Below are 25,778 nucleotides of genomic sequence, written 5' to 3' on the forward strand. Positions count from 1 at the left end.
TTATAAATAGATGGCGACAATAGCTCCCTTCAGAGGTTTGACATACAATTTTAAAAAGATCATGAACCTGGCAGATATCATCACCCCGCCCTATGATATTATTTCCGAAAAGGAGCAGGAGGAATACTACAATACCCATCCGAATAATATTATCAGGCTGGAGCTGGGTAAAAAAAAGGCGGGCGATAATGATAGTGATAACAGGTATACCAGGGCCGCAGCTTACCTGAAAGAGTGGGAGAAAGATGAGATTATCACCAGGGCAAAGCAGGATACCATTTATCTCACATCCCATTCCTATGACCCTGGCGATGGCTCAGGCACAAAGGTCAGGTGGGGATTTATGTCTCTGGTTAAGATAGAAGAAGAGGGGTCTGGCGTAATACTCCCGCACGAAAAGACCTTTTCCGCGCATAAGGATGACAGGCTGAAACTATTAAAGGCATGCTCTACGCAGTTGAGCCAGGTCTTCGGGCTTTATGATGATGCAGGGAGCGGTATCCTTAATACCTTAAGGAAATTTACAGCGAACACCCCTGATGTCTTATTTACATTCACAGACGGCACAGGGCATAAAATGTGGTGCATCACCGATGCTGAGGTCATATCAAAGGTAAAAGAGCTCATGGACAATAAGCCGATATTTATCGCAGACGGCCATCACAGGTATGAAACCTCCAGGAATTTTCGCAACCATATGCGAGAAAAACATGGGGCAGGCGCGGATAAACCCTATGAATATGTCATGATGTACCTTACAGATATGGGAGAGGATGGGCTGACCATACTTCCATCACACCGCCTTATAAAGATGGACAGGCCCTTTGACCCGGCCCTCTTTCCTGAAAAGGCGGCGCCCTTTTTCAATATTGAAAGGCTTAACGCAGAGAGAGCAGACGAACTGGAATTTGCCATAAAGCTTAAAAATGCACTGGCCCAAAGTGGACTTCAAACTCCCTCCTTTATCTTTTACTCTAAAAAAGAGCGGGATTTCTATCTCATGGGTTTGAAAAAGGGGGCAGCGGATGAACTGTTAAATGACCTTCACCCCTCACTTACAAGGCTTGATGTAATTATCCTGTCAAGGCTTATCCTCGAGAAGGTGATGGAGTTTACCAAAGCTGATATGGATAATGACAGCCTGTTTCACTATGACAGTAATATTTCATCCACATTATCTTCTGTTGACTCAGGAGAATATGATATTGCCTTTCTTATCAACCCGACAAAGATAGGGCAGGTACAGGAGATCGCCAGCGCCTCACAGGTAATGCCCAGAAAATCCACCTATTTTTATCCAAAGGTGCTGACAGGCATGGTTCTGAACAAGATAGACCCTGATGACAGAATCTGCATCTAATGAAATAGGGCCTCTCCCCGGTGAAACTATTGACCCTTTCATGGAGGGGAGGCTGAGGATTATCCAGTCAAAAAAGGGGTACAGGTTTTCTATTGATGCCCTACTGCTTGCCGATTTTGTTACAATAAAAAAAAATGACATAGTGGCTGATCTCGGCACAGGGTGCGGTGTGATACCTCTTTCCCTCCTTGCAGCAAAACCTGCAAAACATATCTATTGCATTGAAATACAGCAGGAGCTTGCATTTCAGGCCATGCGCAATGCAAAACTCAATAACCTTGAAAACAGAATGAGCGTCATTATGGGGGATATAAAAAACCCTTCGCTTCCCGCATCATCTGTTAATGTTGTTGTGTGCAACCCGCCATACAGGCGTAAGGAGAGCGGCAGGATAAACCCGGATCAGCAGAGGGCCATTGCGAGGCATGAGATATATGCCTCCCTCGATGATATTATCAAGGCAGCAAGGTTTTTGCTTACAACAAAGGGCAGGCTATCCATTATTTACCCTGCCGAGAGGATGACATACCTTATAGAAAAGGTGAAGGCAGCAGGGTTTGAGCCGAAAAAAATCAGGATCATTTATCCTGACATAGATGCAAATGCAAAGCTTGTACTCATGGAGGCATGGCTGAACGGCAATAGCGGTCTTACGATTTTGCCTCCCCTTTTTGGCCAGGGGGCATATTCTATAGAGGGCCAGGCCTGAAGATAATTTTATCGACTGCCTTTCTGCCCAGCCTCTGGTTTAATTTTTCTTTTATGGTCTCAGATACATATTCAAGTTCCTGAAGCCATACTGATTCCGGGACATGAACAATTAGTTTATTCTTTTTGATTTTAACCGGGCTTGCATGTTCAGCAATAGCCGGGCCGACAACCTCATCCCATACCTCCCATATCTCAGAGTCAGCAGTGAACCGAGGGTTTGCGCCGGATAATACCCCTTGTAAAATATCCTTTAAGGAGCTCATGGATTCTTTTTTTTCTTCAGCCATTTTTATAGGTCATATCCTGATATCATTATTATGGTGATATTATTCTGGAATAATAATAATTCAAGACATTTTTGTCTTTGACCAAAAACCTTATTTCCCCATTACTCCTTGACTAAAACTATCCCTGCCGCTAAAATGCCTCCAAACTAACAAATAAAAAAACAGAGGGAAATTATGGCATGGGATTGGGAAAAGCTGCAGCAGCAAAAAAAGTCCAGGCAGGGCGGGCCTCCGCCACAGGTGGATGAGGTAATTGAAAAATTTAAAAATATGAATGTGAAGTTCCCGGGTGCATGGGTAATCATACTGATTTTTATTGTTGTAATTCTTGCCTTTAATATGATCTACAAGATTGACCCTGATGAGGTAGGGATTATCCAACGTTTCGGAGAATATACACGAACAACTATGCCCGGGCCTCATATTAAATGGCCTTCTGGAATAGAAACGCTTACAAAGGTGCCTGTGCGCCAGGTTCAGACAGAGGAATTTGGTGTGCCGGTATCAACCGGATCAAGGGCAAGATATACATCTGGATCCTCATATATTCTGGAATCTCTGATGCTGACAGGTGACCTCAATGTTGCGATCGTGCCCTGGGTTGTACAGTATAATATCAAAGACCCATATAACTATCTCTTCAAGGTACGAGATGTAAAAACCACCCTGAGAGATCTCGCAGAGGCATCCATGAGGCTTGTTGTCGGTGACAGGAGCATTACCGAGGTAATAAACAAGAGGGGTGAAATTGCTGATCAGGCCAAATTAGTGCTTCAGGCTGAGCTTGATGAAGCGGTAACCGGTATAAATGTAACCACTATTGAAATGCAGAGGACAACAGTCCCTGAGCCTGTCCAGCCCTCATGGAACGAGGTCAATCAATCCCAGCAGGAAAAGGAGAGGATGATCTATGAGGCAAGGGAACAATACAATAAGATGATCCCCCAGGCAAAAGGTCAGGCAGAAAAAACAATTCGTGAAGCGGAAGGCTATGCCCTTGACCGTGTAAACAGGGCTAAGGGCGATGCAACGAGGTTTATTGCTCTATATGAAGAATACTCAAAGGCAAAGGATGTTACCAAGAGGAGGCTCTATCTTGAGGCATTGAAGGATGTCTTTCCTAAGCTGGGTAATAAATACATACTGGATGCACAGCAGAAAAACATGCTCCCGCTTTTGAACCTTGAAAAGGGAGCTTCCCAGGCAGGAGGTGACAAGTGAAAACAGGCCCTTTTATAATCGTAATAATTATTTTATTTATAATCGGCTACAATTCTTTTTACGTGGTTGATGAAACAGAACAGGTGGTTATCACACAGTTTGGAAAGCCGATAGGCGAATCCATCAGGGAACCTGGCCTGAAATTCAAGATCCCATATTATACTGCAAATGTATTCCCGAAAAATCTCCTTGCGTGGGACGCTGACCCTGGCCAGATACCAACCCTTGACAAGACCTTTATCTGGGTTGACCCATTTGCCCGCTGGAAAATAGTTGATCCGCTTAAATACTTTCAGACACTCAACTATGAAACTATAGCAATCGCCAGACTAAATAACATAATAAACTCTACTGTCCGAAACGCAATAACCTCCAATTCGCTGCTTGAAGCAGTCAGAAACACTGACCGCAAACTGGAGATGGATGAAATGGATGCGAGTTTAACCGGAGAACAGGCCAATGTTAATATCGGCACTGTCAAAACAGGCAGGGAGGAAATAGAAAAAAGGATACTCAATGAGGCGCAGCCAAAGCTTACAGAGTTTGGGATAGAGCTTGTTGATGTAAAGATAAAAAGAATCAATTATGAGGAGGGTGTCCAGGAGTCTGTCTTCGGAAGGATGATCGCAGAAAGAAAACAGATTGCGGAAAAATTCAGGTCTGAAGGGCAGGGCGAGGCGAGAAAGATTGAGGGCGACAGGGAAAAGGAGATGAAGAGGATCACATCAGAGGCATATAAAACCGCTGAAGAGATTAAGGGCAAGGCAGATGCTGAGGCTACGCAGATCTATGCACAGGCATTTGGAAAAGACCCGGAATTTTACTCCTTTGTGCAAACCCTTGATATATACAAACAGAGCATTGGTAAAGACAGTTCACTCATACTCTCAACAGACTCGGAGTTCCTGAAATACTTCAAGGGGTTTAAAGATTAGTAACCCTTTCAGGTAAGAAGCCTGTAAGATGGCACATGAACGCACGGCAGATTTTCAGTTATCTTCCGTGCGTTTTTTTTATCCTGTTCGGGAAAATCCTTAAATTTATTCAGCCAGGTGTTTATCTTGACGATGCTATTGAGGTCTATTTCAAGTTTTTCAATGGCCTGTCCTGATGTGCATACCCAGGTTAATCTTTTACGTTTCCTTTATATAATATGCTGTGAACCTTTGGGAAACTTTCACGGCTGACAAGTGTCAGTAACACATCCCCCTCTTCAAGTGTCGTATCTCCACGAGGGGTGATGTAAGTATCATTCCGGGCGATCAATGTGATAAGACTGTCTTTTGGAAACCCCAGTTCAAATATCGGTTTATTAATCGCTTTTGATCCAAAAGGGACAATTATTTCTTCAAGCTGCATATTCAGCATGCTGGAACTTTCAAAATCAATCGGATGGGAACGTTTACGGACCAAAGGTGCATCTACCTTCAGCAGGCGTGCAAAATACGGGATGGTTGTACCCTGTAATAATACTGAGGTTATAACGATAAAAAAAACCAAATTAAAGATGAAATGATCATTATCAAACCCGGCCTGAAGCGGAAAGGTAGCCAAAACTATGGGAACTGATCCACGGAGGCCGACCCATGAGATCAATGCTTTTTCTTTTAGATCAAATCGTGAAAAGCTGAGCCCTATTAATACGCTGACAGGGCGGGCAACAAATATTAAGAAGAAAGAAATCAATAAGCCCGCCCCTGTTACAGGAATAAGCTGCTTTGGAAAAACGAGGAGCCCCAAAGTCAGGAACAGAACGATCTGCATGAGCCATGACACCCCGTCGTGAAAGCGGATGGAGCTTTTTTTATGAGCAAACTCAAGCTCTCCCTGCATTATACCGGCTATGTAAACCGCTAGAAATCCGCTGCCTCCAAGCACTGCGGTCACTCCATATGTCAATAATACCCAGCCTAAGCTCAGGACAGGATATAAACCTTCATAATCCAGCTTTATACGGTTTACAATCAGGATAAACAGTCTGCTCATAGCATAACCGAACAAGAGCCCGATTATCATTTGCTGGAAAAAGAGGGGAACCAATAACCACATCGACTGACCGGGATGCTTGAGCAATTCAATAAGCCCGATGGTGAGAAAGACCGCCATGGGGTCATTGCTGCCTGATTCAAGCTCTAATAGTGGTCTTAGCGGCTCCTTTAATCCCACATTTTTTGAGCGAAGAATGGCAAAAACCGCGGCTGCATCCGTTGAAGAGACGATTGATCCGATTAAAAGACCTTTCAACCACGTAACACCCAGAGCGTATTTCACGCATGCTCCGGTGATAAGAGCGGTTATTAAGACGCCCAGGGTAGACAACACAAGCGCAGGTTTCAGAACTGTCTTCACCGACTGAATATCTGTGTCCAATCCACCTGCGAACAAGATGTAGGCCAGAGCAATTGTCCCCAGCGCTTGACTCATCCATGCGTTATCGAAATAAATACCACCAGGACCATCAGAACCTGCCAACATTCCAATCCCTAGAAATAATAAAAGGACAGGCACCCCTAACCACTCAGAGATTTTACTCAGACTAACACCGGCGACAAGAAAAATCGCCGTTATAATCATGATTAGATTGATGGACATATATATTCTAGATTCCTTATTAAACCATCTGAAATTATTAAGAGAGACAGTGGCAACAGGGGCTGTCTTTGCGATTAGAAATATCTTGTTCTATTTTTACTCCTCTCCAAGATCAATAAAATGATTACATTTTTTGGTAGCAAAAAGTATCTCAATTTATCATCAAATATCAATCATCGTCAATGACTTCTATCGTTTAGATCATTCATATAGGTAAATTGTCTCAAATTCTCACTGTCAGTGTGATAACGTTTGCTTTGAGTTCTACGATTAACTTTGTTATTGATCCCTTATTTATTGAAAATAACTTGGCAGGCTCAACCAAGTTCCATATCTGTCCATAATAATGTGCTATCATCGCCTAAAACCATTGCAAGGTTATAGGGAAATCCTGATACCAATCTGGGGCACATCATCATTGAGAAAGGTCTGAATAAAAATTATTTGCGATAGCGTGTTTCCATTATCAGAAACGACAAGCTATGAAAGAGGGAACCCTCCTCTTAGCGGGGGTTACCGATATTGGGATAAAAGAAATAATTCAAGAAAGAAAACACCATTATTGATTTAGAAAATCAATACTATTATATTTTGGATAAGAGTGAGTTTTTCATCTTTTCATTTTGAAGTTTTTTAAGGCTCATATGATTAAAAGAAAGGGGCGAGACGTGAAACCATTGTACATAAAGTTAATGCCTTTATTAATTATTGTTTCTCTTTTTTCCGCAAATATACATGCTGACACCTTTAAAGGAAAAATACTTCTTTCACACTTCACCACTTCTGCTGTTAAAATAGATGGCATGCGAGACCCGGTTTGGGATAATGCGGTTTCATCAGAGATCAAAACCACCATGTCCTGGGATCTTAAAACAGTATCCACAGATTGTTCTGTATCAGGCAAGGTAAGCTCACTCTGGGACGGGGCACTTTTATATCTGCTTGTTGAGGTATCTGACTATGATATTTTTACTGAAGGCCGGATGCCGACTGATAATGACGGTATTGAGGTCTTTATTGATCTTCATAATGATAAAAACGCAAAATATCTTGAGGATGACTGGCAGATAAACATTACCGCAAAAGGGGCTATTTCCGGGAAAGGCGCATATCAGGAAAGAGTGAAGGTGTTTGCGGTCGCACCATCTTATGACAGTAACGATAAGCTGGTTGGTTATAAGGTCGAACTGGCTCTATTTACAGGTGGCATCCCGATAAAAAACAACACCCCTGTTGGGATAGAGTTTTCAATAAGTGATGCGTCTTCATCAACAAAAAAATGCAGTAACAGGGTATTCTGGAGCGATGGGAATAACAGGGGGCTTGATGATAACAGGAGATGGGGCATTGTTACCCTGACAGGTCATGATGAAAAATCACCACTCGCGCCTGATACATATATTCTGAATAAAAATATCAGAAAGGCTGAGGCCTTGCCAAAAGGCATCTGGAAGTCCGAAGTAGAGCTTAACGCAGCTCTTGCATTCGCAAAAAAAGTGATTTTATCAAATGACCAGGTAGAGATCGACAGATGCAATATTCAACTTGACGCAGCTTTTAAGAACCTGCGCAGGAATGGCAAATACCCAGACCCAATGGATTTGCCTGAAATTATAACACTACCTGACCCGTTCGCCTTTTTTAATGGTGCAAAGGTAAAATCAATTGAAGAGTGGGACAGGCGCAGGGATGAGATAAAGGAGCTTGCCCGGTATTATGAGTATGGTTATATGCCTGGCCCGCCTGAAAGGGTGACAGCTGAAAACTCAGAAAAAGGCATTAATATAGTGGTGACTGATAAGGGTAAAACAGGTGCCATTACCGGGCTTCTTACCCTGCCCACGGTTGAACAATGCGGTAAAGACGGCCCATACCCTGTTATTGTAAGCATTGATTTCTGGCCCATGAAACCCCATGAAATATTTCTTAAGTCCGGGTATGCAGTGCTAAGCATTACCTATTCAAGCGCTGCAAGCGATGATTATGCACATAAAGGGGCATTCTATACATTATATCCCTATGATGTTACCACAGGTAATGATGCAGGCACCCTGCTTGCCTGGGCATGGGCTGCAAGCCGAGGCGTTGACGGCCTTGAATATCTTATCAGAAACAATCCTGAATTAAAGGACAAACTTGATCTTGATAAACTTGCTGTTACCGGTTTCTCAAGGTGTGGAAAAGCGGCCCTTGCTGCCGGTCTGTTCGATGACCGGTTCAAGGTTGTGAGCCCCGGTGCCTCCGGTTGTGGAGGTGCTGCTGTGTACAGGTATATCTCCTCCGGTAATGAATATGCATGGGGTGTTTCACCCGGTAATGAGGCGCTGGGTGACAAGATAAGGCACCAGGGCCATAACTCAAATGAGATGCTTGCGAGATTCCTGAATTATCCCAGGATATATGAGACAAAAACACACGGCTATGGTGAGAGGCTTCCATATGACCATCATGAAATAATTGCTGCTATCGTACCAAGGGCAGTGCTCATTACCACAGCAACAGATGATTACGCCAATAATGCGGAAGGGGATGCCATTGGGTTTGAAGGGGCAAGGCCGGTTTACAAATTCCATAATGCGGAAAAGAAGCTTGCACTGAATATTCGGACAACAGGTGAAAAGAATCCATATGGATTTGGTGACGGCCACTGGCAGAGTGATAAACAGGTGCAGAACCTTGTTGATTTTTCAAATATGGTCTTTTTTGGAAAGCCCTTGTCTTCTGAGCAGAAAAAGGTGTTCTATTCAAACCCATACTATCCGACTTTTGATAAATATTATGGTGGTATAGAATCAATGATGCCGTGGATAAGTAAAGCGCTTCTCCCTTGATGGGAAAGGAGGATTAAGAATTCTTTAAGTCAACAGAATTGGCATCTATTTCCGACCGGAATTTATGTAGAGACAAACCATGCGCCACATAACCGCAGTAAACCGGCATCTCCGCACACCTGTAGAGACAAGGCGTGCCTTGTCTCTACGCACGGTGAAATGCTAATTGCAGGTATTACCCATGCAAACCTGATCCATATAAAACCTTTTACACGGACAACCCATGCGCCAAATGACCGCAGGAAACAGACATCCCCTCCATGCCTGTTGAGACAAGACATTATATTTTCGAGCTAAATGACAATATATGCATCCCCTCAAAAACCTGTAGAGACAAGGCATGCCTTGTCTCTACAAGGTGGTGTATAATCCACCTCCGCTTCTCAGCTATGGCGGGACAAGAATGCGACTCTACAATCTTTTGGGGAGCTGACTTTGTGCTCAATAAACATTTACATTGAACATACATTGTCATAAATACAATAAAATAATATTCGCCACGGAGACCATCCGCCTTCGCTGAAGCTATGGCGAGACAGGCGGAGAACACGGAATAAAAGCTAAAAGATTAAACCTCCGTGACCTCAGTGGTTAGCTATAAGATGTATACCTACTTCATATAAAAACTATCACCTTTAAAAGGGGCTACGATGAGTAATATAAATAACCTTCTGGAAACAGTAAATCCTGTTATTGATAAGGTAGTCGAGGCATTGAAAAGACGCAAAATCAAAGGCATTGCAGCAGAAGATTCAGCCCATGCGAGAAAACTTATATTGGATATTGTTCCGGAGGGTGCAGTAATTGGCATTGGTGACTCATCCAGTGTGAGGCAGATAGAGGTGGTGAAGGACCTTGAAGAACGGGGTAACAGGGTAATAAACGGTTTTGACCCCGATAAAAAGATCCATGACCTGAAATCCCATTTTGAAAACGGCTTCTGGCCAATGCTTGAGGCAACAGTGTGTGATGTATTTCTCACCGGCTCAAATGCCATTACAGAAGATGGCCGTATAATAAATGTAGATGGCAATGGAAACAGGATAGCAGGGATGATCTGGGGGCACCCCATTACCATCCTTGTTATGGGAAGAAACAAGATAGTGAAAGACCTTGAGGAAGGAATGGAGAGGGTGAAAAATGTTATTGCACCTGAACACCTTAAAAGAAAAGGCTCACCATCACCATGTACCAAAACAGGATACTGTCATGACTGTATCGGGCCCCACAGGGCCTGTGCGATAACAGGCATTATCGAATCCAGCACGCCTCATACTAAAATCCATGTTATTCTGGTTGATGAAGACCTTGGATTAAGCTGGGACAGGGCATGGCCGGAAGAAAGAATAAACCGGATAATCAGTCACCATGAAGAACATATGGTTATGTGCCCCATGCCGGAATGTGTTTTTGAAAAGGGTAATAACGATAAACTGTGGGAAATGGCCAGACAGAAAAGACGGGGCAGTGTCTGGTCCTGAACATGTGTCAGGGCACAGCGCCATTAACCCGCCATAGCTTTTGCTATGGCGGGTTAATGGCTAGAAAAGTTAATCCTTTGCCTTAACCCACCTCATAACCTCTTTTAAGCCCGGTTTTGTACCTGTCCGCAGGATACCCACCCTGTATACCTTGCCCGCAATAGGGATAATTATTCCCAGCGTGGCAATATTTATAAGGCATGAGATAAGTGGATAAATAAATGGAATGTCAACCAGTGTATACCTGCATGGCATAACTATTATAGTTGCAAAGGGGAAGTATGATGCTACAACAGCCAACTGGTTATCCGGATTTCGCAGCATCGAGAATGTAATAAAAAAGGGTATCATAATAAGAAACATTACCGGAAATACACCCTGCTGGGCCTCCTGTGGGTCATTGAATATAGCCCCAACCATTGCAAACAACCCTTGAAAAATCAACATGCCCAGAGAAAAATTTAACAGGAAATAGACAAGATAACCCAGGCCAATATCAAATTTGAATTTGACCGGTAAAGCTATCCATGATGTCGCAATAAGTATGATCATGGGCGATAGCCATATTATCATCTGGACAAGGGCTGTGACAGTGCTGCCTATTATCTTGCCAGCCATCAGTTCCTTGCTGCTTACGCTTGAAAGCAGCACCTCAACAACCTTGCTGGTTTTTTCTTCCATGACAGATGACATGGTCATTGTCCCGGTCATAATCAGGCTGAGGTAGAGTAAGAATGCGAACACAAACGAAAATATCATATTGCCAAAGCCCTGTTCCTCTATTTTCTCCTCCTTTGAGACCTTGAAATTGTTGAATTTTACAGATTGTCTGGCAAAGTTGAGCTCTTCCGGTGAAAGTGTTTTTTCCTTAAAATACTGATCAATCAGGACATTGTTTATTGGCCCGTTCATCTTTTCAAATACAGAGAGTTTATTGGGTATTTTGGCATAATACTCCACATTCTTATCTGTCAAAGCCTTATCAGGGATAAAAATGATGCCGGTAAGTTCCTTAAGGAGTTCACTCTTTTTACTGTCCACATACCCCTTGATTTCCTTCAATGGTACAGTATTATAGGTGATTGTCCACGAACCTTCCTTAATAAATTCAAGTTCTGAAAAGATCTTCCTGCATTCTTCAGTCAGGATAGCGGACTCAGTAACAATCTCTATCTTGGTACCCTTGTCCCCCTGATAAAGCACCATGAGGGCCTGGAAACCCATTATGATCAGCATTATCGCCGGCATCAGTATGGTCATAAATATGAAAGACTTGGACATGAGTTTTTCACGTAGTTCCCTTGTTATGACGGCAAGTATTCTATAATTAGGCAAGGTTGAGTCCCTCCTTTGCCGGGCTTCCGGCCAGTTTAATGAATATCTCGTTAAGGGATATATTGGCGCTGTCAAAACTGATCACCTTTACATTATTCTCAAGGAGTAGTTTTAACAGCTCCTGTGTCTGGCCGGAGCTTTTAAGCGATATGCCGACGCTGTTACCGAAATCCGAGATATTACTTACTATGGGATTATTGTGCAGGAAAAATATATCCCCTTCATAAGTTAGTTTTACATTATTCTTTGAAAAATCGGCCTTTATAGTATTGAGGTCACCGTTTAAAATTATCTTTCCCTTATCGATCATGGCGATGTTATCACAGAGCCTTTCTGCAAAATCCATCAAGTGGGTGGAAAAGATAATAACCTTGCCCTCCCTCTTTTTTTCAAGGATTATATCCTTGAGCAGGTTTGTATTGATCGGGTCAAGTCCTGAAAAGGGTTCGTCCAGTACAATAAAATCAGGGTCATGAATTATAGTGGAAATAAATTGCACCTTCTGCTGGTTACCCTTTGAAAGGGCTTCAAGCTTTGAATTGGCGCGGTCTGAAAGCTCAAATCTTTCAAGATAATCCTTTGCCTTTTTTGTGACATCCTTTCCTTTTTTACCCTTGAGTTCCGCAAAATAAAGGATGGTCTCAAGGACCTTCATCTTTTTATAAAGCCCCCTTTCTTCAGGTAGGTATCCGACCCTGGCCCGGAACTCATGATCAACCGGTCTGCCCCTGAACAATATCTCTCCGGAATTGGGCATATAGATATTCATAAGCATGCGGATTGTCGTGGTTTTTCCTGCCCCATTCCGGCCTATCAGGCCAAAAATAGAACCCTCAGGGATTTTAAATGAGGCGTTATCAACCGCCCTGATATTTTCAAATATCTTTGTAAGATTCTTAACTTCAAGTGCTGGCATGAGTGTTTTTCCTGTATAAAATTATATAAAGTTCAAGACTTCAAAATCCTTACACATCTGTCATGTTACGCTAACAGGCGCAAGGCTCAAGGTTCAAGGCACAAGGAAAAGCTAAAACTTGCTGGATACTAGCAGCTTCATAGAAAATGTCAAAGCCTGAATTTTTTCTGAAAATGAGAATTCTTGACCCCTTGAACCCTCGACCCCTTGAACCCTTCTCAAATTTGTAATAGAACATTCATATTTTATTTTCAGCAAATTTATTTTGGAGAGAATATGCTGCCTAAAGGAATCTTATTTGATCTTGATGACACGATTATTGCCTACAGCGCCAATTCAAAGGCCATATGGAAAGAGGTATGCGGGGAATTTTCAAGGGAAAACCATAAACTTGAACCCGAATCGCTTTATATGACAATAAAAGAGGTAAGCAGTTGGTACTGGTATGACCCTGAAAGGCACAGGATAGGCCGCAGTGACCTGAACAGGGCGAGAAGGGTAATCTTAGAGATGGTATTTGAAAGACTGGGTGTGGATGATATCCCCCTTGCCCATAAGATCGGCGAGACCTTTCAACTTAGAAAAGAGGAGGGGCTTTTTCTTTTTGATGGGGCTGTTGACACACTGGAATACCTTGTTGATAACAATGTCAAACTGGCCATGATGACAAATGGTGAAACAATAAAACAGAGAGAGAAGATAAGAAGATTTAATCTCGAAAAATATTTTTCAGTAATCCTTATTGAAGGGGAACAGGGCTTTGGTAAACCTGATGAAAGGGTGTTTATCAAGGCCCTTGAGGGGTTGGATCTCCGTTCGGAAGAATGCTGGGCAGTAGGAGATAACCTTGAATGGGATGTGGCAGGCCCGCAGAAGATGGGCATATTAGGCATATGGAATGATTTCAGGAAGAGCGGGCTGCCAGAAGATTCTGAAGTCAAGCCGGACAGGATTGTAAACAACATAAGAGAATTGATTGAATAAGGTGGGTCAAGGTGAAAAAAACCGGGCGGCTACAAAGAGGTTTATTAGCACGGCCCCTGCGGTGCCCATTATCAGGGAAATTCCTTTTCTGTTAAGCCCTTCAAGTATATTCAGGACATCCATGCCTGATGTGTGGCCAAGGTTGCCGGTAGTCCTGCCTTAACCTTTGGGGCGTCTACCACCTTTATTGGTTCAGGCAATGAATAATAGTATATTGCATATCCTGTTCCTGAAAGGAGGATAACAAGAATAAGCTAACGTATAATGCGCCCCATTATAGCCTCCTGGTCAACCCGCTGGAGAAGTACGTTTAAATTTGACATGTAAATTGATTAGACCTCTGAAATCTATAATAGCCCATCCTCTATGTCAAGGAAGGCAAAACACTTTTTCCTTGTGAAAATCCCCTGTTTTTATTATCCTTCATGCTTCTTTATATCGGAGGAAAAATCGTGGCACGCATCTTCGGTCCGGTCCCGTCAAGGAGACTCGGGCTTTCATTAGGCATAGATCTTGTCCCATGCAAGACATGCAGCTACAACTGCATCTACTGCGAGGTAGGCAGGACCACTGACCTTATTACAGAGCCATCCTCCTTTATCAATATAGCGGAAACAGTTAAAGAGCTTGAGGAGGTCATATCAAAGAGCCCGCCTGATGTGATAACCCTTGCTGGTTCAGGTGAGCCGACACTTAATCTTGATATAGGGGTCTTGATTTCTGAGATAAAAAAGATTACAAAAATACCCTTGACCCTGCTCACAAACGGTTCGCTCCTCTGGAAAGAGGAGGTAAGGGAAAGATGCATGGGCGTTGATATCATCCTGCCAACGCTCTCTTCGGTTTTTAAAAAGACACATGATATGATCCACAGGCCGCACCCCGGTCTTGACCTTGACAGGATCATACATGGCCTCACGGAGACAAGGAGGCTCTTTAAAAAGGGATATTATCTTGAGGTGGTGCTGCTTAAAGGGATAAATGACAGCGATGAGGAGCTTTCCGGGCTTAAAAAGGCCATAGGGGATATAGCGCCTGACAGGGTACAGCTCAATACGGTTGTAAGGCCCCCTGCTGAAACGAACGCACTTCCTTTGAGCCAGGAGAGGCTTGAAGAGATAAAGAGGTACCTTGGAGGCAATACAGAGATCATTGCCCCATCACCCATAAAGGGCAGGGGGAAGATATCAGATTCAAGGGCAGAAAGGATTTTTGAGATGGTAAGAAGACGCCCTGTAACTATTGATGATATCTCAAATGCCCTGAATATCAGCCGGGCGGAAACCGAACAGATGGTTAAAGGGCTTATGATAAAGGGCATTATTCTGGAACAGAGACATGGAGATAATCTGTTCTACACTTCAAAATAAATAATTTTTTCATTGTTTGCATTCTATCAACTGATTTTTGTTTTTATTACACCTGAAGGGGGATGCATGAATGGACCGGTTATCAGATAAAAACAGTTCAAAGGGCCTGTTTATTGGCATTGATGCAGGGTCAGTCAGCATCAATTCGGTTGTCATGGATAGTGATAAAAATATCATTCATGAATCCGCTTACCTCCGGCATTTCGGCAGGGTGGAAGAGGCTGTGCATGATATCCTTATGGATGCGTACAGGCAGTTCGGGCATGAAAACATAAGGGCAGTCGCATTTACCGGCAATCATGGTGAACAGATCAATAGCAGGCTGAATGGGTTCTATGAGTATGAGACCATATGCCAGGTGATGGGGGTGCTCCATGTTGTGCCATCTGCCAGGTCAATAATCAGCATGGGTGGCCAGGATACCGCCCTTTTCATGATCGGTAGTGAATCAGGAGGAGGTTTTAACCTTGAACACTTCAGCACAAACGGCCCCTGCGCATCAGGGACAGGCTCATTTATTGATCAGCAGGCCCAGAGGTTAGCCACATCAATATATGATAAAAAAAAGAGTGTGAAAGACCATGATATAGACAGGGTGCTTTCTGATTTTATTGCGCTTGGTTTTAAGAGTGACAGACCTTCACACGTTGCATGCAGGTGCACTGTATTTACAAAGTCTGACATGATACACCTCCAGAACAGGGGTGAAAGGCTTGAAAATATCATATATGGCCTGCATCTTGGTAATGCCCGAAACTATATAAGCACAATAGTCTCAAGCCGCAGGCTCAATGACCCTATCGTCTTTATCGGCGGCCTCTCCATGAATGAGCTTCAGGTAAAGGCATTCAGACAGTATTTTCCAGGCCTGACAGTCCCGGGGTACAACACCTCAACGGGAGCCATAGGGGTGGCGCTCCAGGCGATAAGTAAAGGCATAACGAACAGTATAACGCCTGAAGATCTAATGTCACATAAATGGGGGAATCAGGACAGCTTTATCACCGCTCCCGGGCTTGAGATAAAGAAGACCCATTTTGATGAAGATAATTCAGTAAGGGCGGTGCTCACAGGAAAGGATATCCCTGCATATCTTGGCCTTGATATAGGTTCAACAACAACCAAGTATGCCATCATTAACGATAATGGAGATATCATACACAAGGCATATATACACACCAGGGGTAAACCCATTGAGGTTACGCAGACGCTTCTTCAAACCATCAGGGATGAGGCGGATAAGAGGATCATACTTAAAGGGATTGCCACTACAGGATCAGGCCGTAATGTTGTGGGTGACTTTCTTAACGCTGACCTTATCATAGATGAGATAACCGCCCATGCAAACGGGGCGATAGCAATAGACCGTGAAATAGATACTATATTTGAGATAGGCGGTCAGGATGCCAAATATATTTCCATAACAAACAGCCATCCACTTGATTTTGACATGAACAAGGTCTGCGCTGCCGGCACCGGAAGCTTTCTGCATGAGCTTGCTAACAAATACGGGATCAATATTGCTGGCGAATTTCAGGAGATTGCCCTTTCCGCCAAAAAGCCTGTAAAGCTTGCTGAGAGGTGCACAGTGTTTATGGAGTCGGACCTTGTGAGTTATCATCAGAAGGGAGCTGCAAAGGAGGATCTGATTGCAGGGCTCTGTTATGCCATTGCCCATAATTACCTGAACAGGGTGGTGGGAAAACGCAGGATCGGTAAAAGGATAATGTTTCTTGGGGGCCCTTCCCTGAACAAGGGTGTTGTTGCTGCCTTTGAAAATATTTTAGGGCAGGGACTCATTGTGCCCAGGCACAGGGAGGTTTTAGGCGCATATGGCGCTGCCCTGAAGATAAAAGAGCAGATGATCTCCAGTGAAAAAGGAGAGAGCCATTTCAGGGGGCTTGATAACTGCATCAATGACCGGATGGATTATACCGAAAAGGTCTGCATGGCAGACCCCTCATGCCATAATCAGTGCAAGCTCAAGATATATGACTTTGACGGCAGGAGGAGTGTCTGGGGCGGGGAGTGCGGCAGATATGAAATAACAAAAGGCGCCGGTAAGAAAGAGGTAAATTTTTTCAGGCAGAGGGATGATATCTGGGAAAAATATGTAGCAGGTCTTTATGATGTAATTAAGGATGAGCCCATAGTGGAGGTTGATGGAAGGCCGACCATAGGGATACAGAGGTCTCTTTACACTATGCAGACCGCTATCATGTGGGTCCATTTCTTTGATCACCTCGGATTCAGGCCTGTATTTACATCGCCAACCGATAATCATATTGCTGCCGCAGGTATTGAGGCTATGACCGCTGAGACATGCTTCCCGGTAAAGGTTTCACACGGCCATGTGAAGGCCCTTATTGGAAAGACCAGGTACCTGTTCCTGCCTGTACTCATCAACATGGAAACCATCTCTGCTGATGAAAAGGGGTTTTACTGCCCGCTTGTACAGGCGAATAAATATATGGTAAATGCGGCCCTTAATATAGATAAAAATACTTTGATAGGCCCGGTTCTGCACCTTAAGAATGACCCGTCCACGCTTGCAGTGGAACTTAGCGAGCAGATTTCAGGGCAGATCAGAAGGTCTCTTTCAGAGATAAGGGAGGCACTCTTTTATGCAATAAAACGCCAGAAGGCATTTACAGAGGAGATTCATAATGCAGGCAGGGAGATATTAAAAGAACATGATCCGAATCAACCGCTGATCATTGTAACAGGCAGACCCTATAACCTGTATGATGAAAGGTTAAACCTGAGGATCGGGCAGAATCTCTCTAAAATCGGCATTAAGGCGCTTCCAATGGATTATATAGATGTATCAGGTATTGACCTTACCGATTTTCCCAACATGTACTGGGGACAGGGGAGCAGGATATTAAGAACAGCCAAATATATAAAGGCAACCCCCAGCCTTTTCGGCCTTCACCTAACCAACTTCAGCTGCGGCGCAGACTCATTTGTCGAGCATTTTTACAGACATGTTATGGGAGAAAAACCCTCTCTAATACTTGAACTTGATGAACACAGCGCAGTGGCAGGTGTAATGACAAGGCTTGAGGCATATAAAAATGTGGTGGAAAATGTGATCGCCAAACTCAGCAGCAGGGTTGAGAAGAGGTTGAAAATAGTAATGTAGGGAGTTAAACCATGTCACCAACAGAAATAAGGTCATTTCAATCCCTGTCCGAAAATGTCGGGCAGTTCAATCTCACCGGTAAAACAGTGCTCATACCTGAAATGAACAGGCACGGGTGCCGTCTCCTTGCTGCCACATTCAGGAGCTTTGGCATAAATGCCATTGTGATGGATACATTCAAAGGTTTAAGCCTCGGGCTTGAACACACATCAGGCAAGGAGTGCTTCCCCTGCCAAGTGACCCTTGGCGATATACTTTGCCATATGAAGGGCGAACAGGATAAAAAAGGGAAGGGTTTTAATATAAATGACTATATCTATTTTCTTGTTGAGGCTGGCGGGCCATGCAGGTTCGGCATGTACAACAAGTACCAGAGGATAGTCCTTGATACATATCCTGAATACAAAGGGCTAAAGATCAGTTCACTTACCACTGATGATGGGTACTCCTTTAACGGGCTTATTGACAGCAGAAAGGCGGTTGATCTCAGGAAATCTGGCTTTTTCGCACTTGTTATAGGGGATATCCTTGACCGGCTCCTGTGGCGGATAAGGCCATATGAAAAAGAAAAGGGTATGGCCGATGAGTATATGGGTAAGGCCCTTATCATGCTTGAGACCACATTTGAAAAATACGGGGAAAAGAAAAACTTCAGCGCAATAACAGAGAGCCTCGTTGGGATAGTAAAAGAGGCAAGAGAAATCATTGACCCTGTTATCCCGCCAAAGCCTCTTATAGGAATAGTGGGAGAGATTTACCTTCGAACACACACTCACTCAAACCAGGATCTAATTCGCACCCTTGAAAAACACGGTGCAGAGGTGGTGAACGCATCAATAATCGAATGGGTAAATTTTATCAGTTACAATGATTATAAGGGGGCAGGCGGCAGGCTCAGGCTTGACCTTAAACAGTTAAGGTTCAGCTCCCTCATGGACTCCATAAAAAAGGCTATAAAATTCAGGGCAGAGCTGTTTTATCAGGAGATGAGGCAGAAACAGGTATATGACCGGGTCAGGCAGATAATTGATATTGCCAGCGATCACAGTGTGACCCACCTGGAGAGCCTGCTTTCTGAAGATGAACTCTTCAGTTTTGAGGTTGGCACAGAGGCATGCCTGAGCATCTCCGGCATCATGGAGTATGCCCACCAGGGATTTAATGGGATAGTCAATGTATACCCATTTACCTGCATGCCCAGCACCATAACATCGGCTGTGATAAGTCCGGTGATGGGGAGAATGGGGGTTCCATATATTGATACCCCCTATGACTCAAGTCTTCAGCCGGGGAGAGAGGCGGCAATTCGAACATTCATGTATCAGGCAGAACAGCATATGAAGAGGAAGGGTAGGCCAGGAAGCCGGGGCTAGATTTATCTTTCCATTGCCCTTTTTATGGTCAGGTATAAATCATTTCTGCTATAGGGTTTTGTTAAAACCTCTGTTATCCCAGATTCGGACAGGAGGCTGTCATTATCAGAACCTCCTGCACCCGTGCAGAGGATAACCGGTATATCGGGCAATATCCTTTTTAGGTTTGCAGCAAGTTCCACCCCGTTCATGTCGGGCATGGAATAATCTGTCATTACCAGATCAAAACTGTTGCCCTTGTTGGTTAAGCTGCTTAATGCATCACTTCCATCCGAAACAGCCACAACCGAGCAATTCAGGTATTCCAGTAACCGGGTTGTCATTTTTCTTACATCAGAGTCATCCTCAACCAGAAGTATATTCATTTTGTCAGCCCCGCTTTAAGGTTAATCTTAACTCTTTTAGCAGTTTATTGGCTCAGACTGAGCAATTAATTATACAATATCTGTGCCATAGGCAGTAATTAAGGCTTTTCTGAATGGAATGAGCGTTAGAAGCCGCAATGGTAAGGCATTAAACCATCGTGTTATGCTTAGCCCGACTTCCATCAAAAATTATGAAGATATAGAAAAAACTGTTATATGCACACTTTAAGGTGCAGCCATGCACATGATATTGTGCATAGCTGCTATGCGAGTTCGCCCTTAAGCCATTTGAGGTATGAGCTGTTTCCCTCTGTTACTGGTAGTGCGAGTATCTCAGGCACCTCATAAGGGTGTATTCTTTTTACCTCATTTTCCAGTTCAATAAAATGTGCCCTGTCTGACTTTACAATAAGAAGCCACTCCTGATCCTCCACTATTCTGCCCTGCCATCTGTATATGCTGTTAATAGGCCCGCTTATCTGGATGCACCCGGCTAATCGTTTTTCAATAAGCGCTTCCGCAATTTCCTTAGCTTTTTCCCTGTTATTTATGGTTATAAAAACCTGTATAAAATCTGTCATAAATATTTACCCCCTGAAGCCTTCTGCTTTCATTATCACCATCACGGTTGTGGCATTTTTATTGCCCCTCCCACTTTTTCAAGCTTTACCAAAATTAAAAAAATCTGTCTATTACTTGAGATACACTTATTCACCATCATCATTAACAAGGGGAAGATTGATGGTGGATTTGGGAAGCTGATGCCGCTTGACAAAGAGAATAAGCCTAAATATATTCCCTGCCAGTGTCATTGACATGCCGGTTCATTTGTCTACCCGTATTCCAGCAAGGAGTTCATGTTATCTGAAAATGAAAATGATCAAAGAAAAAAGTAAATATCTCAGGGGTGCGAGCCTCATCCTTATTGCATCATTCCTCTGTTTTTTATTAATGCAGACCTTCTTAAATGATAATATCTATTCAGAGACCAAACAGGATACAACCACAAAACAAGATAAAGGTGTTGAAACAGCAGCCCAAAAACCGGCTATCGTAAGGAGTGTTATAGCAGAACTTAACGGTGTCCAGATATCCACACATGATCTCAGGAAGAGGTATGATCTTTTTTTGTTCATGTCAGGTTCTCCTTCCGATTACAGCGAGCGGGTCTCAGTCAATTCTTATCTTGAAAACTATATGGCAGAGCTGCTTCTGCTTCAGGAGGCAAAAAGGCAAAAGATCAGCGCAGGAAAGGATGAGATAGGGCAGGAAAGAAAGAAATATCTTGATAGAAATTTTCTCACAGAGGCTGAATTTTTAAAGAGGCTCAATAACGTAAGGCTTGCAACAGAAGACGCTGACAAATATTTTGAAAATAATGTAACAGCGTACAAGCTGGGTGTTGCAAAGTTTGGAACCATTGACATCCCTGATATGGAGGCAAAAAAATACTATGATCGGAACCATGATCATTTTAACGGGCCGGAAAGGGTAGCATTGAGTCATATTCTCATCTGCCATACTGAGAGCGTTGGTTGCAGGAGTGACCTTAATAAACAAGAGGCAAAAGAATTTGCCGGGAACTTGAAAAAGCTTGCTACCCCGGAAAATTTCTCAAAACTGGCAAAACAGTATTCCTCAGACAGGACAGGCGATGATGGCGGAAGCCTTGGTTTTATTACAAGGGGTTCGGCCGTCCCCTCAATTGAAACAGTTGCCTTCAGCCTTGAAAAGGGGGGCATATCCGATGTAGTTGAAACAGAATACGGGTTTCACATCTTACATGTAACCGCCAGGCAAAAGGCCAGGTCAACCCCATTTGAAAAGGCAAAGGAGACCATCAAAAGTCTCCTCAGGGAGGAACATATTGCATCAAGGCTTTTCAACTATTCCGGTGAACTGCTAAAAACAGCGGTTATCAGGAGATATGGCGACCCGGATAAAGGTGTTGAAGAGGGCGCTAATGAATCAGCAGTAGACGCCGGAAAAGAGACACCATTGCAGGAGAAAAAGTTCCAGACATTCAAAAATTCAGGCCTCAAATTAAATATAAACAGCAAGGGGCAGCCGGTTATACTCTTTTTCGGGAGCATAGGGTGCTCTCATTGCGAATGGATATCAGAGACCTTTGATGCTGTCGCACTTGAATATATGCAAAAGGGGCTTATTGAGGCGCACCATTATGATATGGTAACCATGGACGATATACTCACACCGGCTGTTGAAAAGGAGATCCCAAGGCAGCACCTCAAAATCAAGCAGGAGAGGTCGCCTGATTCTGTGCCATACTTTAATTTTGGGGGTATCTATGAGAGGGTTGGCACAGGTTATGAGGCCTCAGATGACTTTTTTGCTGAGGAGCTGGAGATGCGCCAGGTAATAGACGCCCTTTTGGACGCTGATTGATATCTGCATCCTGCGATAGATGCCGATTTTCGTGTTTTAATGTCATCGAAAAGAGCAGAATCTTTATTTTCAAAAAACTTGACAAAGGACATTTTTCATGACATTTTTCCACAGTCTCACAAAAGACTTACATATTAACCATATACTTTGTTTATTCGCCTGTCCTCTATTGGCAGGTGTGAAATTATAGATTCATCGGGTTCTCTATAAGGGGAAGCTTTTTGGCAAAATGAGAATGTGTTAATCTTTAGAAGTGAATGATTTCATTATTAAAGGATGACAAGATTTCTGGTTAAGGAGCGAGTATTATTCAGTCCAAAAAATATCCGGACACAATAAGGGGAATCATATTTACGGTATAGAAAGACAGAAATGCCTTGTTTACCTTACGAACAATGTTGATTTGACCGTGGAGACAATGGCTATGCGTTATAAGTCCCGCTGGAATATTGAACTGTTTTTTAAAAATAAAGATGAAAATAACAATAACAATAATTTAAAAAAGGAGGAGATGCTGTCTGCCCAAGTGGCTTTCTATTTTGGTTTTTAGGGGGTTAAAGTTATAACCGCTGTTATTATAATTATTTATATTGGCAGCCTAAGGTGTTATTTCCTAAATTGAAAGGAGGAAGGGATGAAATTGAAAAAGTTTAAAAATCAAAAGTTCAGTTTTATGGCAATTGTGGGCTTCATGATTATTATGTTAATCACGGGTTGTGGGGACAAGACCACCGTTGGTGAAAAATCCGGAGGCGACACAGGCGTTGGGAAAGTTCCCTACTACGATATCGTTGGTGTAGTTGTGAACGATTCCGGCGATCCGATACAGCATGTTTTTATTGATGTCATAGATTTTGTTATGAGTGATGGAGGCGAGGAGCCTTTTGTCGCTACAGTCCGCAGTGACGGCAATGGGGAGTTCGGCCTGAGGATACCCGGTGATAATCCCGTAAGACAGGTAACTTTAAGATTTGCCTTTCAAAACGTAGTAACCTATGTCCGGGATGTTGCGGTAATTGCGAATCAAGAGGTTGACCTTGAAACTATAACTTTAACGGTAATGAGTCAAAAGACCATTAACGACTCAACCATAGAAAACACCCTGAATGACAATGTTAGGACAAATGCCTATGTTACAATTGGCGCTAACGCGCTGAGGTACAGTGATGGAACCGCATTTTCCACCGCCACCCCGGTACCAGAAGATGAAGATCCCATCACCGCGACGGTAGCTATCGGCTATGTTGACACAACATCAAACCCAGAGTTTTTCCCTGATAATTTTTACAGCATGGTCAACGGTTCTTTAAGGCTTTTCTCAACTTATGGCATTCTTGAGATAAAAGTTACAACAGATAATGGCAACAAAATACTGAGCCTTGCACCGGGTCAGACAGCTACTATTTCTATTCCTGTTGGAAATATTATTAATGTTAATGACCCTGATTTCCCTGCCACAGTTGACCTTTGGTATTATGATGAAAACGCAGCGGAATGGGTGCTGGAACAGAAAGATGGTTTAACCTATCATGCTGCCACCAGGTCTTTTACAGGAGTCGTCAACCATTTTTCAACATTTAACGCCGGTTACACATTTGAATCAAAGTATGTTCAAGCTAATGTCCAGGATGACAGGGGCATGATGTGTCCGTCGGAGGAGTATGATGCAGAAGACCAGTGTACAGTCCCTGAAGAGCCTTACCTTATCCCTTTACCTGGCTCCACACTTAACATCTTTTCAGACACATTTTCCCCCTATGGTGTTTGGAATGCGACATATACCGCAGGCGCGGATGGAAAAATTCCTGACCGTATGAACCCCTCCATAGCAGGGCTTTTATATAATGATGCAGACGGTTATTTTTTACCTGTGCCGGGCACTGGCCGTTTAATGGCGCTTCTGGAATATACAAACCCCAGGAATAATGAGGATGGTTCGAAAGGCCCTGACCTTATAGCATTCGAAGAGGGAGAAATCAAAATATCTCATGATTATATATTGCCTCTTTCCACCAGTGCTTTTATTATGGGAAAGGTATTCTATGAAAATGGAGAGCCTGCTGAAGGCGCTGTATTTATGTTTAATGATCCTCTTTCCCCCGTCGCACGCTATTCCGGCGGTATAGTTGATGAAGAGGGTCTCTTACGGGAAGCGACGTTTGGTTGGTTTACTGGCTGGGTGCAAAAAGAGGGTTCGGAAGCCGTTGTGCCTGTTGTCGCCGAGATTGAGTCCTATGTTATGGTGCCTTCAGGCTCCGCCGTGACAGCTATTAAAGAGGCGCGCTGGGGAAGTCTGAATGGCGAACTTATTGATACCCCATATGTTTGTGGTGAGGGACTATTCGCGGACCTGGACTGTGGTACTTATGGAACATGGGAGGATAATGGCGCCATTGTACTCACATCACCCAAGTTAAATGAGTCTATCGATTTATATGTTATACTTGCAGATCCTCCGGGCGATATTCGCTACACGCATCTCAGGGGGACCATAGACCTGAATGATATTCCTGATGACGTTGACCCTGATAACCTATGGGTTGTTATTAAGGGCATGTATAACGATAGGCCTATAACAGTTCGCGGTGCAGTTGATGCGGATGGTAATTGGCCTGCTGGTGACGGCACATTTAACCCGGTTACTTTGGAAGGAGAGGAAGGTCTTTGGCTGCAGGTTCCTGCTGATACAGCGCTTACAATAACTATAGGCGATTATATTACCGATCCATTAACGCCTGTAACCTATCAGACTTATACCTACACAAGCAAGAATGATCTGGAAAACATATCTAGTGACCCTGAAAACCCAATATATGTGCCTATAGCAACGGAAATTGTACTTGCTAAAAATACGTATATCAGCGGAACAGTAATCTATAAAGGGAAACCTACCAAAGGGCTTAAGGTTGTTCTTGAGAACCTCACGGATACCGATGAGGATGATATAACTATCATTACTCAGGCGGGCGGAGTTATACCGCAGAAAGCTCTGCCGTTCAGCACCAATTATAGAGTGACTGTCTGGTCAACATATCCAGATAGTACGTTGTCTTTTGAACTTCTTTATACTCACCCGGTACTGATCAGTACTGCTGCCACAGGTGGCCCGGAAAACGATCTCATTCTTGAGATAGACTTTGGCGTGCCTGATCCGGAAACAGGACCGTTTATTCCGGTTATTCCGGCCGACATGGCAGCTATTGTTGGAACCGTACTGGATGCAGAAGGCAACCCCGCGGCTGGCACAGAGATCTGGGTCAGTCCTAACGGAGCCTTTGGTCCAACTTCCATAGCGTGTACAGTTGGTGACGATGGCGAATTGAGTCAACTGACAGGTTATATGGGTACTGTGTTGCATGAAGGCTTTGTAGTTCTTGATCCCACAGTTGCTTATTACGAAA

At 43.5% G+C, this 25,778-nt stretch carries 21 protein-coding genes; 14 read left to right on the plus strand and 7 right to left on the minus strand.

Going from position 1 to position 25,778, the window contains the following annotated elements:
• The first annotated feature begins 10 nt into the window (after positions 1–10).
• Positions 11–1,360 (plus strand): DUF1015 domain-containing protein, encoded by a 1,350-nt coding sequence (locus GX654_03800; GenBank protein ID NLD35971.1) that lies wholly within the window; start codon positions 11–13, stop codon positions 1,358–1,360.
• Positions 1,341–2,069: a tRNA1(Val) (adenine(37)-N6)-methyltransferase gene (locus GX654_03805; GenBank protein ID NLD35972.1), complete on the plus strand. Its 729-nt coding sequence runs from the start codon at positions 1,341–1,343 to the stop codon at positions 2,067–2,069. The genes GX654_03800 and GX654_03805 overlap by 20 nt, the downstream gene beginning before the upstream one ends.
• Here the strand turns inward: GX654_03805 and GX654_03810 are convergent.
• On the minus strand, positions 2,050–2,358 hold the full coding sequence (locus GX654_03810; GenBank protein NLD35973.1) for a DUF721 domain-containing protein: 309 nt from the start codon (positions 2,356–2,358) through the stop codon (positions 2,050–2,052). The genes GX654_03805 and GX654_03810 overlap by 20 nt on opposite strands.
• Before the next feature lie 174 nt (positions 2,359–2,532).
• On the opposite strand from GX654_03810, the gene hflK reads away from it, so the two are divergent.
• Positions 2,533–3,579: an FtsH protease activity modulator HflK gene (hflK, locus tag GX654_03815; protein ID NLD35974.1), complete on the plus strand. Its 1,047-nt coding sequence runs from the start codon at positions 2,533–2,535 to the stop codon at positions 3,577–3,579.
• On the plus strand, positions 3,576–4,514 hold the full coding sequence (gene hflC / locus GX654_03820; GenBank protein ID NLD35975.1) for a protease modulator HflC: 939 nt from the start codon (positions 3,576–3,578) through the stop codon (positions 4,512–4,514). The genes hflK and hflC overlap by 4 nt, the downstream gene beginning before the upstream one ends.
• Before the next feature lie 190 nt (positions 4,515–4,704).
• On the opposite strand, the gene GX654_03825 is transcribed toward hflC, so the two are convergent.
• Entirely contained in the window at positions 4,705–6,171 is a 1,467-nt protein-coding gene (locus tag GX654_03825; protein ID NLD35976.1) for a potassium/proton antiporter, read from the minus strand.
• A 668-nt stretch (positions 6,172–6,839) separates the two neighbouring features.
• On the opposite strand from GX654_03825, the gene GX654_03830 reads away from it, so the two are divergent.
• Positions 6,840–9,002 (plus strand): hypothetical protein, encoded by a 2,163-nt coding sequence (locus GX654_03830; protein NLD35977.1) that lies wholly within the window; start codon positions 6,840–6,842, stop codon positions 9,000–9,002.
• Between the two features lie 62 nt (positions 9,003–9,064).
• On the opposite strand, the gene GX654_03835 is transcribed toward GX654_03830, so the two are convergent.
• On the minus strand, positions 9,065–9,283 hold the full coding sequence (locus tag GX654_03835) for a hypothetical protein (protein NLD35978.1): 219 nt from the start codon (positions 9,281–9,283) through the stop codon (positions 9,065–9,067).
• 369 nt (positions 9,284–9,652) lie between these two features.
• On the opposite strand from GX654_03835, the gene GX654_03840 reads away from it, so the two are divergent.
• Entirely contained in the window at positions 9,653–10,483 is an 831-nt protein-coding gene (locus GX654_03840; GenBank protein ID NLD35979.1) for an LUD domain-containing protein, read from the plus strand.
• 69 nt (positions 10,484–10,552) lie between these two features.
• On the opposite strand, the gene GX654_03845 is transcribed toward GX654_03840, so the two are convergent.
• A complete protein-coding gene (locus GX654_03845; GenBank protein ID NLD35980.1) occupies positions 10,553–11,818 on the minus strand; it encodes an ABC transporter permease in 1,266 nt (421 codons plus the stop codon).
• On the minus strand, positions 11,811–12,734 hold the full coding sequence (locus GX654_03850; protein NLD35981.1) for an ATP-binding cassette domain-containing protein: 924 nt from the start codon (positions 12,732–12,734) through the stop codon (positions 11,811–11,813). The genes GX654_03845 and GX654_03850 overlap by 8 nt, the downstream gene beginning before the upstream one ends.
• Before the next feature lie 276 nt (positions 12,735–13,010).
• Between GX654_03850 and GX654_03855 the strand changes: the two genes are divergently transcribed.
• From GX654_03855 to GX654_03875, 5 genes are all read left to right on the plus strand, one after another.
• The gene (locus tag GX654_03855; protein ID NLD35982.1) at positions 13,011–13,718 is read left to right on the plus strand and encodes an HAD family hydrolase; all 708 of its coding nucleotides are present in this window, start codon (positions 13,011–13,013) and stop codon (positions 13,716–13,718) included.
• Positions 13,711–13,881 (plus strand): hypothetical protein, encoded by a 171-nt coding sequence (locus GX654_03860; GenBank protein NLD35983.1) that lies wholly within the window; start codon positions 13,711–13,713, stop codon positions 13,879–13,881. The genes GX654_03855 and GX654_03860 overlap by 8 nt, the downstream gene beginning before the upstream one ends.
• Positions 13,882–14,170: 289 nt before the next feature.
• Positions 14,171–15,088: a radical SAM protein gene (locus GX654_03865; GenBank protein NLD35984.1), complete on the plus strand. Its 918-nt coding sequence runs from the start codon at positions 14,171–14,173 to the stop codon at positions 15,086–15,088.
• A 70-nt stretch (positions 15,089–15,158) separates the two neighbouring features.
• Positions 15,159–18,233, plus strand: a complete 3,075-nt coding sequence (locus GX654_03870) for a CoA activase (GenBank protein ID NLD35985.1) — start codon at positions 15,159–15,161, stop codon at positions 18,231–18,233.
• Between the two features lie 11 nt (positions 18,234–18,244).
• Positions 18,245–19,606: a CoA activase gene (locus GX654_03875; GenBank protein ID NLD35986.1), complete on the plus strand. Its 1,362-nt coding sequence runs from the start codon at positions 18,245–18,247 to the stop codon at positions 19,604–19,606.
• A gap of 2 nt (positions 19,607–19,608) precedes the next feature.
• Here the strand turns inward: GX654_03875 and GX654_03880 are convergent, their stop codons facing one another.
• Both GX654_03880 and GX654_03885 read right to left on the minus strand, forming a co-directional pair.
• On the minus strand, positions 19,609–19,971 hold the full coding sequence (locus tag GX654_03880; GenBank protein ID NLD35987.1) for a response regulator: 363 nt from the start codon (positions 19,969–19,971) through the stop codon (positions 19,609–19,611).
• 263 nt (positions 19,972–20,234) lie between these two features.
• Entirely contained in the window at positions 20,235–20,552 is a 318-nt protein-coding gene (locus GX654_03885) for a divalent-cation tolerance protein CutA (protein NLD35988.1), read from the minus strand.
• 295 nt (positions 20,553–20,847) lie between these two features.
• Here GX654_03885 and GX654_03890 point away from each other — a divergent pair, with 295 nt between their 5' ends.
• From GX654_03890 to GX654_03900, 3 genes are all read left to right on the plus strand, one after another.
• Positions 20,848–22,377, plus strand: a complete 1,530-nt coding sequence (locus GX654_03890; GenBank protein ID NLD35989.1) for a hypothetical protein — start codon at positions 20,848–20,850, stop codon at positions 22,375–22,377.
• 322 nt (positions 22,378–22,699) lie between these two features.
• Positions 22,700–22,927, plus strand: coding sequence for a transposase (locus GX654_03895; GenBank protein NLD35990.1), 228 nt, complete (start codon positions 22,700–22,702; stop codon positions 22,925–22,927).
• 84 nt (positions 22,928–23,011) lie between these two features.
• The coding region (locus GX654_03900) for a hypothetical protein (GenBank protein NLD35991.1) at positions 23,012–25,778 on the plus strand (2,767 nt) is incomplete at its 3' end.

It is taken from the genome of Desulfatiglans sp. (assembly GCA_012513605.1).
Lineage (GTDB): Bacteria > Desulfobacterota > DSM-4660 > Desulfatiglandales > HGW-15 > JAAZBV01.

What these genes read in the sequence shown, in the direction of transcription:
- GX654_03885 (NLD35988.1), bottom strand. Translation starts at nt 20,552, where the DNA reads ATGACAGATTTTATACAGGTTTTTATAACCATAAATAACAGGGAAAAA.
- GX654_03855 (NLD35982.1), top strand. Translation starts at nt 13,011, where the DNA reads ATGCTGCCTAAAGGAATCTTATTTGATCTTGATGACACGATTATTGCC.
- GX654_03805 (NLD35972.1), top strand. Translation starts at nt 1,341, where the DNA reads ATGACAGAATCTGCATCTAATGAAATAGGGCCTCTCCCCGGTGAAACT.
- GX654_03850 (NLD35981.1), bottom strand. Translation starts at nt 12,734, where the DNA reads ATGCCAGCACTTGAAGTTAAGAATCTTACAAAGATATTTGAAAATATC.
- GX654_03880 (NLD35987.1), bottom strand. Translation starts at nt 19,971, where the DNA reads ATGAATATACTTCTGGTTGAGGATGACTCTGATGTAAGAAAAATGACA.
- GX654_03800 (NLD35971.1), top strand. Translation starts at nt 11, where the DNA reads ATGGCGACAATAGCTCCCTTCAGAGGTTTGACATACAATTTTAAAAAG.
- GX654_03840 (NLD35979.1), top strand. Translation starts at nt 9,653, where the DNA reads ATGAGTAATATAAATAACCTTCTGGAAACAGTAAATCCTGTTATTGAT.
- GX654_03825 (NLD35976.1), bottom strand. Translation starts at nt 6,171, where the DNA reads ATGTCCATCAATCTAATCATGATTATAACGGCGATTTTTCTTGTCGCC.
- hflK (NLD35974.1), top strand. Translation starts at nt 2,533, where the DNA reads ATGGCATGGGATTGGGAAAAGCTGCAGCAGCAAAAAAAGTCCAGGCAG.
- GX654_03870 (NLD35985.1), top strand. Translation starts at nt 15,159, where the DNA reads ATGGACCGGTTATCAGATAAAAACAGTTCAAAGGGCCTGTTTATTGGC.
- GX654_03835 (NLD35978.1), bottom strand. Translation starts at nt 9,283, where the DNA reads ATGTCTTGTCTCAACAGGCATGGAGGGGATGTCTGTTTCCTGCGGTCA.
- GX654_03890 (NLD35989.1), top strand. Translation starts at nt 20,848, where the DNA reads ATGATCAAAGAAAAAAGTAAATATCTCAGGGGTGCGAGCCTCATCCTT.
- GX654_03810 (NLD35973.1), bottom strand. Translation starts at nt 2,358, where the DNA reads ATGGCTGAAGAAAAAAAAGAATCCATGAGCTCCTTAAAGGATATTTTA.
- GX654_03875 (NLD35986.1), top strand. Translation starts at nt 18,245, where the DNA reads ATGTCACCAACAGAAATAAGGTCATTTCAATCCCTGTCCGAAAATGTC.